Origin of the sequence: Myroides sp. JBRI-B21084, from assembly GCF_030545015.1 — a bacterium.
GTDB lineage: Bacteria > Bacteroidota > Bacteroidia > Flavobacteriales > Flavobacteriaceae > Flavobacterium.
Window position 1 is genome coordinate 12,291 of sequence record NZ_CP120653.1, and the last position, 14,680, is coordinate 26,970.

At 30.7% G+C, this 14,680-nt stretch carries 18 protein-coding genes; 8 read left to right on the forward strand and 10 right to left on the reverse strand.

The window, feature by feature from the left end; all coding sequences use genetic code 11:
* Positions 1–4: 4 nt before the first annotated feature.
* Both P3875_RS00065 and P3875_RS00070 read right to left on the reverse strand, forming a co-directional pair.
* Positions 5–1,156, reverse strand: a complete 1,152-nt coding sequence (locus P3875_RS00065; RefSeq protein ID WP_303444224.1) for an ABC transporter ATP-binding protein — start codon at positions 1,154–1,156, stop codon at positions 5–7.
* A 154-nt stretch (positions 1,157–1,310) separates the two neighbouring features.
* On the reverse strand, positions 1,311–2,219 hold the full coding sequence (locus P3875_RS00070; RefSeq protein ID WP_303444225.1) for a pseudouridine synthase: 909 nt from the start codon (positions 2,217–2,219) through the stop codon (positions 1,311–1,313).
* A gap of 72 nt (positions 2,220–2,291) precedes the next feature.
* Between P3875_RS00070 and P3875_RS00075 the strand changes: the two genes are divergently transcribed.
* Positions 2,292–2,771: a hypothetical protein gene (locus P3875_RS00075; RefSeq protein ID WP_303444226.1), complete on the forward strand. Its 480-nt coding sequence runs from the start codon at positions 2,292–2,294 to the stop codon at positions 2,769–2,771.
* Positions 2,749–3,267 carry a hypothetical protein gene (locus P3875_RS00080; RefSeq protein ID WP_303444227.1) on the forward strand — a complete coding sequence of 173 codons (519 nt, stop codon included), beginning with the start codon at positions 2,749–2,751 and terminating at the stop codon, positions 3,265–3,267. The genes P3875_RS00075 and P3875_RS00080 overlap by 23 nt, the downstream gene beginning before the upstream one ends.
* 18 nt (positions 3,268–3,285) lie before the next feature.
* Here the strand turns inward: P3875_RS00080 and P3875_RS00085 are convergent, their stop codons facing one another.
* The gene (locus P3875_RS00085; protein ID WP_303445447.1) at positions 3,286–4,209 is read right to left on the reverse strand and encodes a geranylgeranylglycerol-phosphate geranylgeranyltransferase; all 924 of its coding nucleotides are present in this window, start codon (positions 4,207–4,209) and stop codon (positions 3,286–3,288) included.
* Between the two features lie 4 nt (positions 4,210–4,213).
* Positions 4,214–5,152: a mevalonate kinase family protein gene (locus tag P3875_RS00090; RefSeq protein WP_303444228.1), complete on the reverse strand. Its 939-nt coding sequence runs from the start codon at positions 5,150–5,152 to the stop codon at positions 4,214–4,216.
* Between the two features lie 189 nt (positions 5,153–5,341).
* Here P3875_RS00090 and ric point away from each other — a divergent pair, with 189 nt between their 5' ends.
* Positions 5,342–6,067: an iron-sulfur cluster repair di-iron protein gene (gene ric, locus P3875_RS00095; RefSeq protein WP_303444229.1), complete on the forward strand. Its 726-nt coding sequence runs from the start codon at positions 5,342–5,344 to the stop codon at positions 6,065–6,067.
* A gap of 227 nt (positions 6,068–6,294) precedes the next feature.
* Here the strand turns inward: ric and P3875_RS00100 are convergent, their stop codons facing one another.
* Positions 6,295–6,672 carry a group III truncated hemoglobin gene (locus tag P3875_RS00100; RefSeq protein WP_303444230.1) on the reverse strand — a complete coding sequence of 126 codons (378 nt, stop codon included), beginning with the start codon at positions 6,670–6,672 and terminating at the stop codon, positions 6,295–6,297.
* A 134-nt stretch (positions 6,673–6,806) separates the two neighbouring features.
* On the opposite strand from P3875_RS00100, the gene azu reads away from it, so the two are divergent.
* Positions 6,807–7,319, forward strand: a complete 513-nt coding sequence (gene azu, locus P3875_RS00105; protein ID WP_303444231.1) for an azurin — start codon at positions 6,807–6,809, stop codon at positions 7,317–7,319.
* Positions 7,320–7,372: 53 nt separating this feature from the next.
* Here the strand turns inward: azu and P3875_RS00110 are convergent, their stop codons facing one another.
* Positions 7,373–7,960 (reverse strand): Crp/Fnr family transcriptional regulator, encoded by a 588-nt coding sequence (locus P3875_RS00110; protein ID WP_303444232.1) that lies wholly within the window; start codon positions 7,958–7,960, stop codon positions 7,373–7,375.
* 178 nt (positions 7,961–8,138) lie between these two features.
* Here P3875_RS00110 and nirK point away from each other — a divergent pair, with 178 nt between their 5' ends.
* The 4 genes from nirK (at position 8,139) to P3875_RS00130 (ending at position 12,280) form a co-directional block, all read left to right on the forward strand.
* Positions 8,139–9,590, forward strand: a complete 1,452-nt coding sequence (gene nirK, locus P3875_RS00115; protein ID WP_303444233.1) for a copper-containing nitrite reductase — start codon at positions 8,139–8,141, stop codon at positions 9,588–9,590.
* Positions 9,591–9,712: 122 nt separating this feature from the next.
* On the forward strand, positions 9,713–10,399 hold the full coding sequence (locus P3875_RS00120; protein WP_442930329.1) for a formylglycine-generating enzyme family protein: 687 nt from the start codon (positions 9,713–9,715) through the stop codon (positions 10,397–10,399).
* 11 nt (positions 10,400–10,410) lie between these two features.
* Complete coding sequence (locus tag P3875_RS00125; RefSeq protein ID WP_303444235.1) at positions 10,411–11,022, forward strand: SCO family protein; 612 nt, start codon at positions 10,411–10,413, stop codon at positions 11,020–11,022.
* A gap of 10 nt (positions 11,023–11,032) precedes the next feature.
* Positions 11,033–12,280 carry a hypothetical protein gene (locus tag P3875_RS00130; RefSeq protein ID WP_303444236.1) on the forward strand — a complete coding sequence of 416 codons (1,248 nt, stop codon included), beginning with the start codon at positions 11,033–11,035 and terminating at the stop codon, positions 12,278–12,280.
* Positions 12,281–12,285: 5 nt separating this feature from the next.
* Here the strand turns inward: P3875_RS00130 and P3875_RS00135 are convergent, their stop codons facing one another.
* The 4 genes from P3875_RS00135 to P3875_RS00150 are packed head-to-tail and all read right to left on the reverse strand — an operon-like array spanning position 12,286 to position 14,677.
* Positions 12,286–12,741: a CopD family protein gene (locus tag P3875_RS00135; RefSeq protein ID WP_303444237.1), complete on the reverse strand. Its 456-nt coding sequence runs from the start codon at positions 12,739–12,741 to the stop codon at positions 12,286–12,288.
* A 17-nt stretch (positions 12,742–12,758) separates the two neighbouring features.
* Positions 12,759–13,193: an RrF2 family transcriptional regulator gene (locus P3875_RS00140; protein ID WP_303444238.1), complete on the reverse strand. Its 435-nt coding sequence runs from the start codon at positions 13,191–13,193 to the stop codon at positions 12,759–12,761.
* Between the two features lie 54 nt (positions 13,194–13,247).
* Positions 13,248–13,592 carry a cysteine-rich CWC family protein gene (locus P3875_RS00145; RefSeq protein WP_303444239.1) on the reverse strand — a complete coding sequence of 115 codons (345 nt, stop codon included), beginning with the start codon at positions 13,590–13,592 and terminating at the stop codon, positions 13,248–13,250.
* Between the two features lie 2 nt (positions 13,593–13,594).
* Complete coding sequence (locus P3875_RS00150) at positions 13,595–14,677, reverse strand: diphosphomevalonate/mevalonate 3,5-bisphosphate decarboxylase family protein (protein ID WP_303444240.1); 1,083 nt, start codon at positions 14,675–14,677, stop codon at positions 13,595–13,597.
* Positions 14,678–14,680: the final 3 nt, after the last annotated feature.

The window sequence follows — 14,680 nt, forward strand, 5'->3', positions numbered from 1 at the left end:
GGTTTTAATTGACAAAAAATCTACGTGTTGAAGCCGAAATATCTCTAATATACGTTATTTGTATTTTAGCCGAACCTAAGGCGGTAATCACGTTCGAAAAATTGGTCTCGGCATTAAAATAAGCCGTGTAAATACCTCCGTTAAAGGTAAGTTTTGTTGGTTTAAACGGTTCAAACACTTTTTCTAATTCATTGCGATTTGCGGTAGTGTCAATTTCAATAATTAACGGTTTTTTTTCGGTGTTTTCAATATTAGCGTTAGAATGATACGTTCCGTTTTTTAAGAAAATAACTTCATCGGAAATTTTTTCAACTTCAAACAATTGTTGCGAACTTAAAATAAGTGCAATGGGGTTGTTTACAGAATTGGCTATGGCTTTTAAATCTTCTAAAATAATTTGCTGCGCCAATACATCAAGATTTGCTAAAGGTTCGTCTAACAACAAAATTTCGGGTTTTCTAAGTAACGTTCTAGCTAATTCAAAACGCATTTTATACCCTGATGAAAGTTCGCTCCATTTTAAATGTTTGTAATTCCAAAGTCCTAAACGTGCAACCATCATCAAAACGCGCGTTTCAATTTCGTCAGGTTTTTCGCCATAATTTGCTAAAACAAAACGCAAGTTATCTAACAAACTGCCGTACCATTTATCGGTTCGCTGCGGTATGTAAATTAATTTGGTGCGTAAATCGTAATTGTTGTTGATTTTTGTATTGAATTGATACTGTAAAGAGCCTTTTGTAGGTGCAATTTCTTTTGCTAAAATGCGTAAAAGCGTAGTTTTACCATTTCCGTTTTCGCCTACAAGACCAAAAACTTGCCCTTTAGTAAGATTTAACGAAACCGGACCTAAAGAAAACTTACCTGACCCATAGCTTTTTGTAATTTCATTTGCCGTTAAAATTACCGAATTTGATTGAGGCGTAACCACGTTACATTCTTCAATTTTGGCTAATAATTCTGTAGCTTTATTAATAAAAGTATCGTTTTGGTTGGGGTTTTGCTCTTTCCAATCAGTTAAAGCAATGGCTTGGTTGTAAATGTGCATATTTTGAGTATCAATAGCACAATCAAGCAATTTTCTAAAGCCTAAAAAAGTGTCGTTGTTTTTTAAAAAGTGTACAGCTTGTTGTACACGTTGCTTGTGTAAATTCATAAGCATTTAAAGGTTAATTTTACATAAATGTATAAAAAAAACGTTTAATTGCTGTTGTTTATTGTTACTTGAAAGGTTTTAGCATTTTTGTGTTATAAAAAACCGCAAGTTTTGGCTTGCGGTTTTAAAGAAATAAAGTTTAATGCTTTTTTAACTATTTTAAATTTTTAAGATTAATGATTTCTTGTTCGGTAAGAAAACGCCATTGTCCGCGCGCAATGCCCCATTTTGTTAAGCCGGCATACATAACGCGGTCTAATTTTATTACGTTGTAGCCTAATTTTTCAAACACGGCGCGTACTACTTTTACGTTTGATGTTTTTACTTTAATACCCACTTCGCTTTTTGGTTGATTTTCAACATACGAAATTTCTTCAACCCAAACTTTGTGTTCGTTTATATAAACGCCTGTTTGTATTTTTTCTAAATCTTCAAATTTTAGGTTTTTATCTAAAGTTACTTGGTATAATTTAGATGAATGTTGAGCTGCATTAGTGAATTTTTGAATTAATTCATTATCGTTTGTGTACAATAGTAAACCAACGGTACTTTTATCCATTCTACCAACTGGTTTTAAAATTGATGTAGAAGCATTGCGAACTAAATCGTAGGCACTTGATACGTTTTCATCGTCAGATGTAGAAAAACCTTTAGGTTTATTCAATAAAACGTACACTTTTTTCTCAGGATTTAATAAAACACCATCAAAAATCACTTTGTCATTTGGTTGTACTTTGTAACCCATTTCGGTAACAACTTCGCCGTTTACGGTTACATTTCCAGATTGAATGTATAAATCCGCATCACGACGTGAACAAACGCCCGAATTTGAAATGTATTTATTTAAACGAATGGTGTCGTCTTTTAAAGCAGCTGGTTTTGTTGCTTTTGCAGGCTTATTCGTTGTAAATTTCTTAAACGGTTTATCGTCTTTCTTAAACGGTTTTTCAAATTTTGAACCCGATGAACTTCCTCCTTTTTTAAATTTATTTGAAGAACCCTTTTTAGAAAAAGAAGGTTTTTTATTATTTTTATTGCCGTTATTAGCGCCTTGCGTATTCATTTTAGAAAAATTTTTACAAAGATACAAGAATATTTAGCATCTTTACCATAAGATTTAAATTGTAAATAAGTTATGAGAAATAAATGGGTTATACTTGTGTTAATTCAGGCCATTATTAGTTTAGTAGCAGGAATTTTGCTTTCAAAAATGTCACTTATCGGAAAGGTAGGTGTGTCAACAGTTTATACCGAATATGGTTTTTTAAAGCATTGGTACAAAGGTTTTGCAGCTGTATTTAGCTTAGAATTGTTGTTAATTGCAATTCTGTGGATCGTAAAACGTGTTACAACTTTTAAAAATTTTAGCATAGTAAATTTAGTTTTAATTATTTTAGGTTTGTTGGGTTTAATTTATACTTTTTACGATTTTACTGCTACAAATCATAAATATATGAACGGCCAATTTCATGCAGGCGGATATTTATTTTGGGCGGGATGGTTTTTTACATGCTTATTTTTCTTTTTTGTACGTGTAAAGCCTAAACCTAATGTAATTACTACTAATACAAACAGTGCTACAAAATTGACGAATGACAATAGAAGCTTTTTTTAATAGCAAAGATTATAAACCAAAGGAAAAAACAATTATAATTGGGAATTGGCTTTTAAGCGAATCGTTACTTATAGATGAGTTAATTGGTTTTGCAGAAAATAATAAGGATTCTATTAAAGCAACTTGTATGGAAGCTGCTGAATTTGCAACCAAGCAAAATCCTGAAATTGCAACAAAAGATTTGTTTGATTTTGCTTGTGTTTCATTAACTGAAAAAGTACCAAGATTAAAATGGGAGAGTGCGAAAGTTATTGGAAATATTGCATTTTTGTATCCTGAAAATCTTACAAAAGCAATTGGAAATTTACTTAACAATAGCAGTCATGCTGGAACTGTTGTACGCTGGAGTGTAGCATTTGCCTTATGCGAAATCTTAAAACTACAAACAAAACACAATATCGAATTAATTAAAAAGGCTTTAGTTATTTGTGAACAAGAAGAAAAAAATAGCATAAAAAAAATATATTCCAGTTGTTTTAAAAAAATGGGTATTTAATTTTATTGAATTCCCATTTTACAAATAAGGTACCACTAAATTTTTTCCGTTAATAATTACTTTTGGATCAATTAAAACAATTGAAAGTACTCCTAAAAGTATGATTAATTTTAAAAGTATGTGCAGTTTTTTATACTCAATTTGTGTATTTGCTTGATAAAGAAATATTAAAAATGCAACCAACAAACCACTACTTACATAAAAATAATACTGCATGTAACCTACTTTGTAGTAGTTTATTAAAGCGTACATTGGTAAAAGTGTAAAAACTACTAAAAAACTTATTAAGTATTTGGTAGTTACACTTCCAAAACGAACTGGTAATGTTTGGTAATTATTTACAAAATCGCCTTTCAAATTTTCTAAATCTTTTACCAATTCACGAATAAATAATATTAGGTAAAGGTAAAATCCGTGAGCGAAAATTCCCCAACTAAAGTTTTGAAAATGCATTAATATTCCAAAAAAAGGTATTAAAACTAATATCGATGCTGTAATGTTTCCAATAATGGGGTACTTTTTTAGCTTGTGAGAGTAAAACCACAACAAAAAAATGTAAACTGCGTAAAAAAATGCAGCGCGCCATGAAACCAACCAAGCCAAGGCAACGCTTAAAAAATTTAGCGAAAAATAAAGTTTAAATTGAGTTTCTTTGCTAAGTTTTTTATCTATTAACGATTTGAACGGACGGTTAATTAAATCTTTTTCAGTATCGTAAAAATTATTAATAATATAACCCGATGCAATTGCCAGCGAACTACTAAAAATAATTAAAAACAAATTGCCGTCTGTTAAAACATGAATGGCCCTCGATTGAGAGCCAAATATAAATATTGCTGATAAGTATTGTGCCAACACTACAACAGCTATGTTGTAACCACGAACAACCGAAAAAAAACTAAAAAATTTAATAAGTGTTCTTTTAAGATTTCGTGTTAATATCATTTTAAAATCTGTAAACCAATTCTAATTTGTAATCTTTTAATGCATTTTTAGCTTTTTCAAAATCAGGGGCAAAACCTAATATATATCCACCACCGCCAGAACCACAAAGTTTTAAATAATAATCGTTACTATCAATTCCTTGTTGCCACACATTGTGAAATTTTTCAGGAATCATTGGTTTAAAGTGGTTTAAAGCTATTTTGGAAATTTCTTTAGTGTTTTGATACAAGGTTTTAAAATCGCCTTTTAAGAAATTTTCAACACATAAATTGGTGTATTTCGTAAATTGCAACTTCATCATGTTTCTAAAGCCTTCATTTTTAAGGTTGTCCATAAAAATGTTTACCATTGGTGCAGTTTCGCCAACCATTTCAGAATCAATTAAAAAAACAGCTCCTTTACCAGCTTCTTTTTGTAAGGGAATTCCCGTTGGTTCAATATGATCTTTTGAATTAATTAAAATAGGTAAACTTAAATAACTGTTTAATGGGTCTAAACCTGAAGATGTTCCATGAAAAAACGATTCCATTCTACCAAAAATCTTCTTTAAAATAAGTAGTTTTTCTCTATTTAAATTTTCTAAAACTGTAATTTTATTGGTTGCATATTTATCGTAAATAGCTGCAACTAAAGCGCCGCTGCTACCCACACCATAACCTTGTGGTATGCTAGAATCAAAGTACATACCTGCATCAACATCTTTATTTAAAGCATTTAAATCAAATTGTACTAAATCAGGTTCGTTTAGCATCAGTTCGTTTAAATACGTTGCAAAAGTTTTTAAACTTTTGTTTGATTTTTGAGCAATTTCGTTCGGATTTTCATCAATTTTTAATGCTCCGTTATAAAAATTATAGGGAATGGCTAAACCTTTAGAATCTTTAATGATTCCATATTCACCAAATAATAAAATTTTAGAGTAAAACAACGGACCCTTCATAATTACTTCAATTAGTAAAACAAATGTAGCTATTTTTTAATTAAATACTGCAAGTTTTTAATCAAATATTCTAGCTTTTTAAGTAGTATGATTAAGGTCATAAGTGCTTTGTTTTAAAGCTTCTACCTTTATAAAAGTTTTAAACGCTTAAAAAATAAGTGTTGCTTAAATATTTTTTAAAATTATATTATGGAAAATTTATATACATACGCTATTGGCGATATCGTTACTAAAAATTTTAAAACAGCAGCTGTTTTTAAAAAATACGGTATTGATTTTTGTTGTAAAGGAAATTTAGTATTAGGCGATGTTATTGAATCTAAACAAATAAATGCATCGCAGCTAGTTAACGATTTAGAAGTTGCTTTATTAGAAAACAATAATAATGCTGATTATACTAATTGGCCTTTGGATTTATTAGTCGATTATGTTGAAAAAATCCACCACACGTACGTGAACGAAAAAACCGAAACTATTCAAATTTTTTTAGAAAAATTATGTTCTGTTCATGGGGGTAAACATCCCGAACTGTATGAAATAAGTGAATTATTCAATTGTTCAGCTCAAGATTTAGCTGCACACATGAAAAAAGAAGAATTAATACTTTTTCCGTTTGTTAAAAAAATGGTTGAAGCTAAACGGAAAAATATTGCTTTGCAAATGCCACATTTTGGTACCGTTGAAAATCCAATTGAAATGATGAAGCACGAACACGTAGCCGAGGGCGAACGTTTTGAAAAAATTGCTGCTTTAACTAATAATTACCAAGTGCCTGCCGACGGATGTAATACCTATAAAGTTACTTACCAAATGTTGCAAGATTTTGAAAACGATTTACATACCCATATTCATATTGAAAATAATATTTTGTTTAAAAAGGCACTTAAATTAGAAACTGAATTTGCAGTGGTTTAATGTTTTTTAAATGATAAATAACAAATAGTTTTCAAAAATTGTTGTTTTTTAATTTTATAGTTAGTTATTTGTTTATTAAAAAAGGTAATAATTTTTAAATTATTACCTTTTTTGTTTTTAGAAAAAAATCAATTTTAAATAAAAATTGCAAATAAGTGTATTAAAAATACACTAGAATATAAATAAGTGTTTTATAAAGATGCTTAATTTATTAAGTTTTATTAAAGTTAGGTATGAATAACTTTATACATTAAATTACTTGCAATATTTGATGCGCTATATTTAATGTTTTCAGCATTTTCACCTTCAAAAAGTTCATCTACAGTTTCGCTAAAAATAGCAAACCAATGATTAAAATGCTTTTCTGTTAGTGGGCTTTTGTTATGTAATTCTTTATGAACCATCATGGGATTTCCTTTAAACGATCCTGTTCCAAATAAAATTACTTCCCAAAAAGCATACATTTTAGGTAAATGAACTTGCCAATTGGTTTGTGCAACATTGTTAAATAAATAACCTAAAGTTGTATCTTTTTGTACTTTTTCGTAAAACCTATCTACTAATATTTTAATATCATTACTGTTTAAAATATCATTTTTAGTCATTCTTACTTTTTTTATTAAGGCAAAGATATTTTAAATAAAATATTTTTACTTATGACTAAAATCATAAAGTAACTATTTAAAATACAAGTACTTTTACACAGAATAAATTCAATTATCAAATATTCAATTTAATTATGAAAAAAATTGTAAAACATTTAGCGTTATTATCATTAGTAATTAGTGCAGTTGCATGTAATAAAAAAGAAACACCTGCTGAAACACCTGCAGAAGTAGCACCTGCTACAGAAGAGGTACAAGCACCAACTGCTGATGCCTTTACAGTAGAATTAGAAAGTAACGACCAAATGCAGTTTAACCAAACAGAAATTAAAGTTCCGGTAGGTAAAACCATTTCGTTAACTTTAAAGCATACTGGTAAAATGGCTAAAGAAGTTATGGGACACAACTTTGTGTTGTTAAATAAAGGTGTTGATATGGCTGCTTTTGCTACTAAAGCTGCTGAAGCTAAAGATAACGGTTTTGTGCCAGCAGGTTCTGAAGCTGATGTTTTAGCTAAAACAGATTTAATTGGTGGAGGTGAATCTACAACTGTGGAATTTACTATTACCGAAGCTGGAAAATATGACTTTTTATGTTCTTTTCCAGGGCATTATGCTATGATGAAAGGCGTTATTATTGCTGAATAATTTCATTTTTTTAAATGCAATTAAAAAGACCGGAATTCATTTTCGGTCTTTTTTTAATAATATAGTTTTTGGTTTTTAATTTCTACAATTTGTTCCCTTTTCATTTTACCCAATGCTCTTATCACTGTTTCTACTCGTAAACCCGTAAAATTGGCAATTTCTTGTCGTGTTAAATCAATATATTCTTTAGTTTTTGTTTTTTTGTAAGAATCTAAAAAGGCTTGTATTCTAAATTCTGCTTTTTGGTTAATAATGTCCTTTGAAGTAGATGCTTTATGATGAATTCTCTTAGCCATTAAAACTAAAAACTCTTTGCCAATTTCAGGATAATCTTCTAAAAGTTTTAAAAATTTTTCTTTTTTCAGTTTTACTAATTCTGTTGTATGAAAAATCATTGCCGATGATGGATATCTTTCATTTATAAATAAAGGCGGTTCGCCAAAACTTTGTCCTTCAGAAAAATAACCTTGCGTAAATTCTTTACCATCGTCGTTTGTATTAAACATTTTTATACTTCCATTTATTATTTGAAAATAAAATTTAGCTTCGTCACCTTCATTAAATAGCAAATCTCCCTTTTCGTAGGTTTTAAAAAATGCACCATAGGCAATAAGTATGTCAATGTTTACTTGTGGTTTCATGTTTGATTTTTGTTTGTAATTATATCTAAATCAGTAAAATAATTTTCATTTTTTAAATTTCTAGTTAAAAAATGGTTGTTCAAAATAAATAAGATATTTTTTTTATAAAACTGATATTCATCATAAAAAAAGACTATTTAGTCTTTTATATTTACTTCAAATTTAATTCTTATAAGTTATGAAATCAAAAACTTTAACACTTAAAAGTAAGGTTAGTATCGTTTTGCTGGCATTAAGCATATTTACAGTTGTTTCGTGTAAAAAGGAAAGCGAAAAATCTGCAAATGCGGCAGATATTGTAGCCAAAGGTGAAATTAAGGCCGAATTAACTTCGCCTCCTTTTGTTCCAAAGCCAATTGGCAATCGCGATGCTGCTAAGCTAAAAGTAGAACTTGAAATTGTTGAAAAAGAAGGTGAAATGGTTAACGGTGTTAAGTACATGTACTGGACATTTGGCGGAACTGTTCCCGGAAGTTTTATTCGTACCCGTGTGGGCGATGAAGTGGAATTTACCTTAAAAAATCACCCCGATAACAAATTGCCACATAATATTGATTTACATGCGGTTACTGGTCCAGGTGGTGGGGCAGCTTCATCATTAGTTGCGCCAGGTCACGAAGTTACTTTTTCATTTAAAACCTTAAATCCAGGTTTATATGTTTACCACTGTGCTACAGCACCTGTAGGTATGCACATTGCAAATGGAATGTACGGTTTAATTTTGGTTGAACCTGAAGGCGGATTACCACCAGTTGATAAAGAATACTATGTAATGCAAGGCGATTTTTACACCGAAGGTAATTATGGTGAAGCTGGTAATCAACCATTTAGTATGGGTAAAGCAATTAAAGAACAACCTGATTATGTGGTTTTTAACGGATCGGTTGGTGGTTTAGTGAACGATAACGCTTTAAAAGCTAAAGTTGGCGAAACCGTTCGTTTGTTTGTTGGTAACGGTGGACCAAATTTAGTTTCATCATTCCATGTTATTGGCGAAATTTTCGATAAAGTTTACGTAGAAGGTGGTAGCTTAATAAATAACAACATACAAACAACTTTGATACCTGCAGGTGGTGCTGCAATTGTAGATTTTAAAGTTGAAGTGCCAGGAACTTTGGTTTTAGTAGATCACTCTATTTTCAGGGCATTTAACAAAGGTGCTTTAGGTATGCTTAATGTTGAAGGCGAAAAAAATCTTAAAATTTATTCAGGTAAAAAACAAGAAGGTATTTACTTGCCAGAAGGTGGTACAATTCAAAACATGCCTAAAGTTGCTAAAAGTAATGCACCAGTTGTTGCTAAAACAGCTTCACAATCTATTGCAGATGGAAAAGTAATTTACGGACGTACTTGTTTTGCATGTCACCAAAATGAAGGTCAAGGTATACCAAATGTTTTCCCTCCTCTAGCAAAATCAGATTATTTAAATAAAGACGTGAATAAAGCAATTGATGTAGTTATTAAAGGCTTAAGTGGTGAAGTTACTGTAAATGGTAAAAAATACAATTCAGTAATGCCTAGCCAAAACTTAACCGATCAAGAAGTTGCAGATGTACTATCATACATTTACAGCAATTGGAACAATAACAAAACAGTTGTAACACCAGCTATGGTGAAAAGTAGAAGATAATAAAAAAAGTAGCAGCAAAGAATACGTTATCCTTTGCTGCTAAATTTAAAAAACAAATTATGTACAAATTTCTTTTTTTTGTTTTAAATGTAGCTTTAATAAACTCGGTTTTTTCGCAAGATATGGTGCAAATAAAAAGCGGAAACTATGTGCCGTTGTATGGTTCAGCCGATAAAATACCTGTGAATGTTACCGTATTTTCATTAGATAAATATCCTGTAACCAATCAACAGTTTTTAAAATTTCTTAAAGAAAACCCTTCTTATCGTCGTTCTAAAATTAAAGGAATTTTTGCAGCAAAAAGTTATCTTTCACATTGGAAATCGGATCTTGATTATGGCGATTTAAACCCGAATGCACCAGCAACAAATGTTTCGTGGTTTGCAGCAAAAAAATACTGTGAATGCCAAGGTAAACGCTTGCCTACAATGGACGAATGGGAATATGTAGCAATGGCCGATGCTAAAATTAAAGATGCTCGCGCTAAAAAAGCTTATAATCAATACATTTTAAATTGGTACGAAACTCCAAACACCTATAAAAAAACAGTTGGCAGCACTTTTAAAAACTATTGGGGTGTTTATGATATGCATGGTTTGGTTTGGGAATGGGTGTCCGATTACAATTCTATTTTTTTAACAGGCGAAAGCAGAAAAGATAAAGGCAATGATACAAATCTTTTTTGTGGAAGTGGGTCTTTAAACGCATCCGATTTAATGGATTATGCCGCATTTATGCGCTATGGATTTAGAGGCAGTTTAAAAGCAAATTTCACTACAAAAAATTTAGGTTTTCGTTGTGCAAAATAAATATAAAAATCATGAAAAAATTCCTGCTAGCAACTGTACTTACTTTTGCATTATTTACAAGTTGCAAAAATGATAAAGCAACTGATTTAAAATCTGATGTGTCTGAAAAAAACAGTAAAATTTCCGACATGTCAATATATAATCTTCCTTCAAAATGGACCAATCAAAACAATCATCAATTAGAATTAAAAGATTTAAAAGGAAATGTTTTGGTAATGGTAATGATTTACACTACATGTAAATCTGCTTGTCCGCGTTTAGTTGCCGATATGCGCCATATTGAACAACAAGTTAAACCAGTTGATGGTAAAAGTGTAAAATACGTTTTAGTAAGCATCGATCCTGAAACCGATACCCCCGAACGTTTAAAAGCATTTGCAAAAGAGAATAAAATGGATGGTGACCAGTGGGTTTTTTTACGTTCAACCGAAGAGAATACTCGCGAATTTGCCGCTACTTTGGCAGTAAATTACAAGAAAATTTCACCAATTGATTTTTCACATTCTAATATTATTAGTGTATTTAATACACAAGGCGAATTAACTTATCAACAAGAAGGCCTTGGTATTGATTATGCACCTACAATAGCCGAAATTAAAAAACAACTTTCAATAACCAATTAAATATTTTACAATGAAATCTTTTAAAATAGGGTGGATTTTTCTGTTTGGAATTACCACTCAGTTTATACATGCGCAACAATTTGATGCTTCAGTTCAATTTCGTCCGCGTTATGAATACCGAAATGGTTTCAAAACTTTTTTACCAGATAATCAAAAAGCCGCATCGTTTGTATCGCAAAGAACACGTTTAAATTTAAATTTTGAAAACGATGTTTGGCAAGTGTATTTAAGTATGCAAAACAACGGTGTTTGGGGCGAAAACGATTTGGCCGCTGCAAATAACAAATCAATAATGACTGTTTTTCAGGCGTGGACAAAATATAAATTTAACGAAAATACTGCCTTGAAATTGGGTAGACAAGTTTTAAGTTACGACAATCAGCGCATCTTAGGAACGTTAGATTGGGCGCAGCAAGGGTTAAATCACGATGCTGCTTTACTAACTTTTAAAGGAACAAATTTTAATTTACATACAGGTTTTGCACTAAATGCAACAACCGAAAGTTTAGAAAAAAAGCCTTATACAGCAAACAATTATAAAAACATGCAATTTGCATGGTTCAATACCAATAAATACAAAGTTGCTACCAGTTTATTGTTTTTAAATACTGGTTATGAGTTTGAAGATGCTTCAAAAAAACTACAAACCAATTACCACCAAACTTGGGGTACTTTTTTAAAATATCAATCTAAAAAATGGATGTTAAGTTCGGGCTTATATGCACAAACTGGTAAATTAAACGATCAGAAAAAAGAGGCATATTATGCTTCAGCCGATTTTAAATATCAAATAACCGACAAATTTATAAGTAGTGTAGGTTTTGAATATTTATCGGGTACATCGCAAAATAAAGGTAAAGTAAACCGTTCGTTTGCACCATTATATGGAACAAATCATATCTTTAATGGAACCATGGATTATTTTAACAACGGTAATTTTCAAAATTCTGTTGGTTTAAACGATTTTTATGTAAACGGAAAATGGCAGAATGATAAATTTAGTATAGAAATAGTTCCACACATTTTTTATGCCGATAAACCAATAGTAAATAATATGGATGAAGAAAAATATTTAGGTACCGAGATTGATATTACAGCGGTATATCAAGTTCAAAAAGATTTTAAAATTTCAGGGGGGTATTCGCAATTTTTTGCATCTGAAAGTTTTGAACAATTTCGTGGTGCTAAAGATACAAGCAACCAATGGGCTTGGCTAATGTTAAGTATAAATCCTACTATTTTTTCTACCAAAAAATAAATAAATTAGTTCAATCCACCATATCTAATAAAGCTACCTAGTACCAACATGGTAATACTAATTAGAGTAACGGTTATCATATGAAAACTCATTAAAGGTAAGTATTTAATGTTGGTTTTTAATTTTGGTAAAACAAAAAACTGCGCACTTAATGCCAAAATAAGTATAACAAATAAACAGCACAATTTTGTAGAAATAACTTTTTCTATTGGACTTGTAAACTGAAACCAATTTGCTAATTTAATATTGTAAAGGTATGCCATTCTTACGCCTGTTATAACCATAACTGCCAAGGCTGGCATGCCTAATTTTTCATATTTTTGTTCAAAATTAAACAGAATGTCTGTGTTTTTAAATTTCCAAACTTGTGGTAAAATATTTACCAATAAAACAATATGACCACCAACCCAAATGGTAGCACCTATTAAATGAAGTATTAGCAAAAGGTGTAATTCATGCATGATTTTTGGATTTTAAGTTATAGTTTTAAAAACGATTTTCCTTTTGTAATATCTTCTGCGATTTTAATTACCGATGTTTCTTCTAACATTTGAATTAATTCTGCACGTATAATTTTGAATTTGTGATGTAAAGGGCAAGGTTGTTTTTCAGAACATTCGGGTAAACCAAGTGCACATTCCTTGTAAATGGCATCACCATCAATTAGTTTTACAATTTCGGATAGTTTTATTGTTGTAATTTTTTCTATGGGAATATCAAACCCACCGTTTACTCCTTTGGTAGAATTTATAATACCTTCTTTAGCTAATTTTTGAAGAATTTTTGCTGTAAAAGGTTCTGGTGCGTTTATTTCTTTAGCTACTTCTTTAAAACCAACGCGTTCTTTTGCTAATGATTTATTCGATATAAAAATAACCGCGCGTAAGGCATATTTACAAGCGTTTGAAAACATTGTGTTTTTTGTTTAAAAATACAAAAAAATAAATAAAATGGGTGTTTTTTTGTTTTATTTATGAATGCCATAAACGCAATGCCTGCATCCGTTTTTGCAACAGCGTCCTTTTAAGTAATGATACAATTCGGTAAACACAAAATAACCGTTTTCCATATAAAAATGAACACCTTCTATAAGCTCGTTAGGTTTTTTAGGAAATTTATTTTGTAATGAAAATTTAGTTAAATCGTCAAACTTTTTCAAGCAACTGTTACACAAACAATCATGTTGTGTTTTTTCGTACAAAAATGCAACCGTTTCATCTAGTAATTCTACTTTTTGGCAATCGCAATTAGCAATATCATCGGCCTTGCATTGTAAAGGTTTGTGGCAGTGTGTACAGTTTTGTTCAAGCATTTTTAAGATACGTTTTCTGCACCATTACCCATTTCATCATGAATAAATTGGTTGTTTTGACAATGTTTGGCTAATGTGTTGGTTATGAATTCGGTAACCGATATTTTATATTTTTCTGGATACAAAACATGCACATTTGCACCTGCATCTAAAGTAAAACAAACAGGAATTTTGGTCGATTCTCTAAATTTCCATATTTCGTTAATAATTTCTAACGTGTTAGGTTTCATTAATATAAAATAAGGCTTCGATGTCATCATCATGGCGTGTAGCGTTAAGGCTTCGCTTTCTACTAATGCAATAAATTCGGTTAAATTGCCTGTTTTTAAAATATCCTTTAATTGCTGAATATTTTCGTGTGCTTGTTTAAAACGGCGTTCAGCAAAAGGGTGGTTATGCATTAAGTCGTGTCCAACAGTACTAGATACTTGTTTTTCACCTTTATCAACTAATAAAATAGTATCTTGATAGTTGTTAAAAATGTTATTTACTTCGTACGGAAACGTTACTCCAAACAAATCCGAACTATTTTCTATACTGTCGGTTTCGCCCCAAACTACAATATTACCTTTAATACTTCTGCAAGCACTACCTGAACCTAAACGTGCCAATAACGAAGCTTTTTGTAAATAAAATGCTTCGGTTTGGTTAGGATTTACTAATTTTTCTAAAGCAATTATAGTTGCCGAAAGTGCTGCCATACCCGATGCGGATGATGCAATACCTGAACTATGTGGAAATGTATTTTGAGTATCAATTTTAAAATGATAATCTAAAATGTACGGACATAAGTCTTGAATGCGTTCAAAATATTTTTGAATTTTTGGTCGGAACGATTCTTTTACTTGCCCTTCAAACAATAAATCAAACGAAATGTTTTTTTCTGCTTTTGGTTGGTATTGTAGTTTGGTTATGGTTTTACAGTTTTTTAAAGTAAAACTTAAGGAAGGGTTTGCAGGAATTTGATTTTGCTTTTTACCCCAATATTTTACTAAAGCAATGTTGCTTGGTGCTGCAAAAGTAAAAGTACCAGAATTGGTTAATTTTGTGTAATTTATAGTTTTAAAAGTATGTAATGCATTCATAAT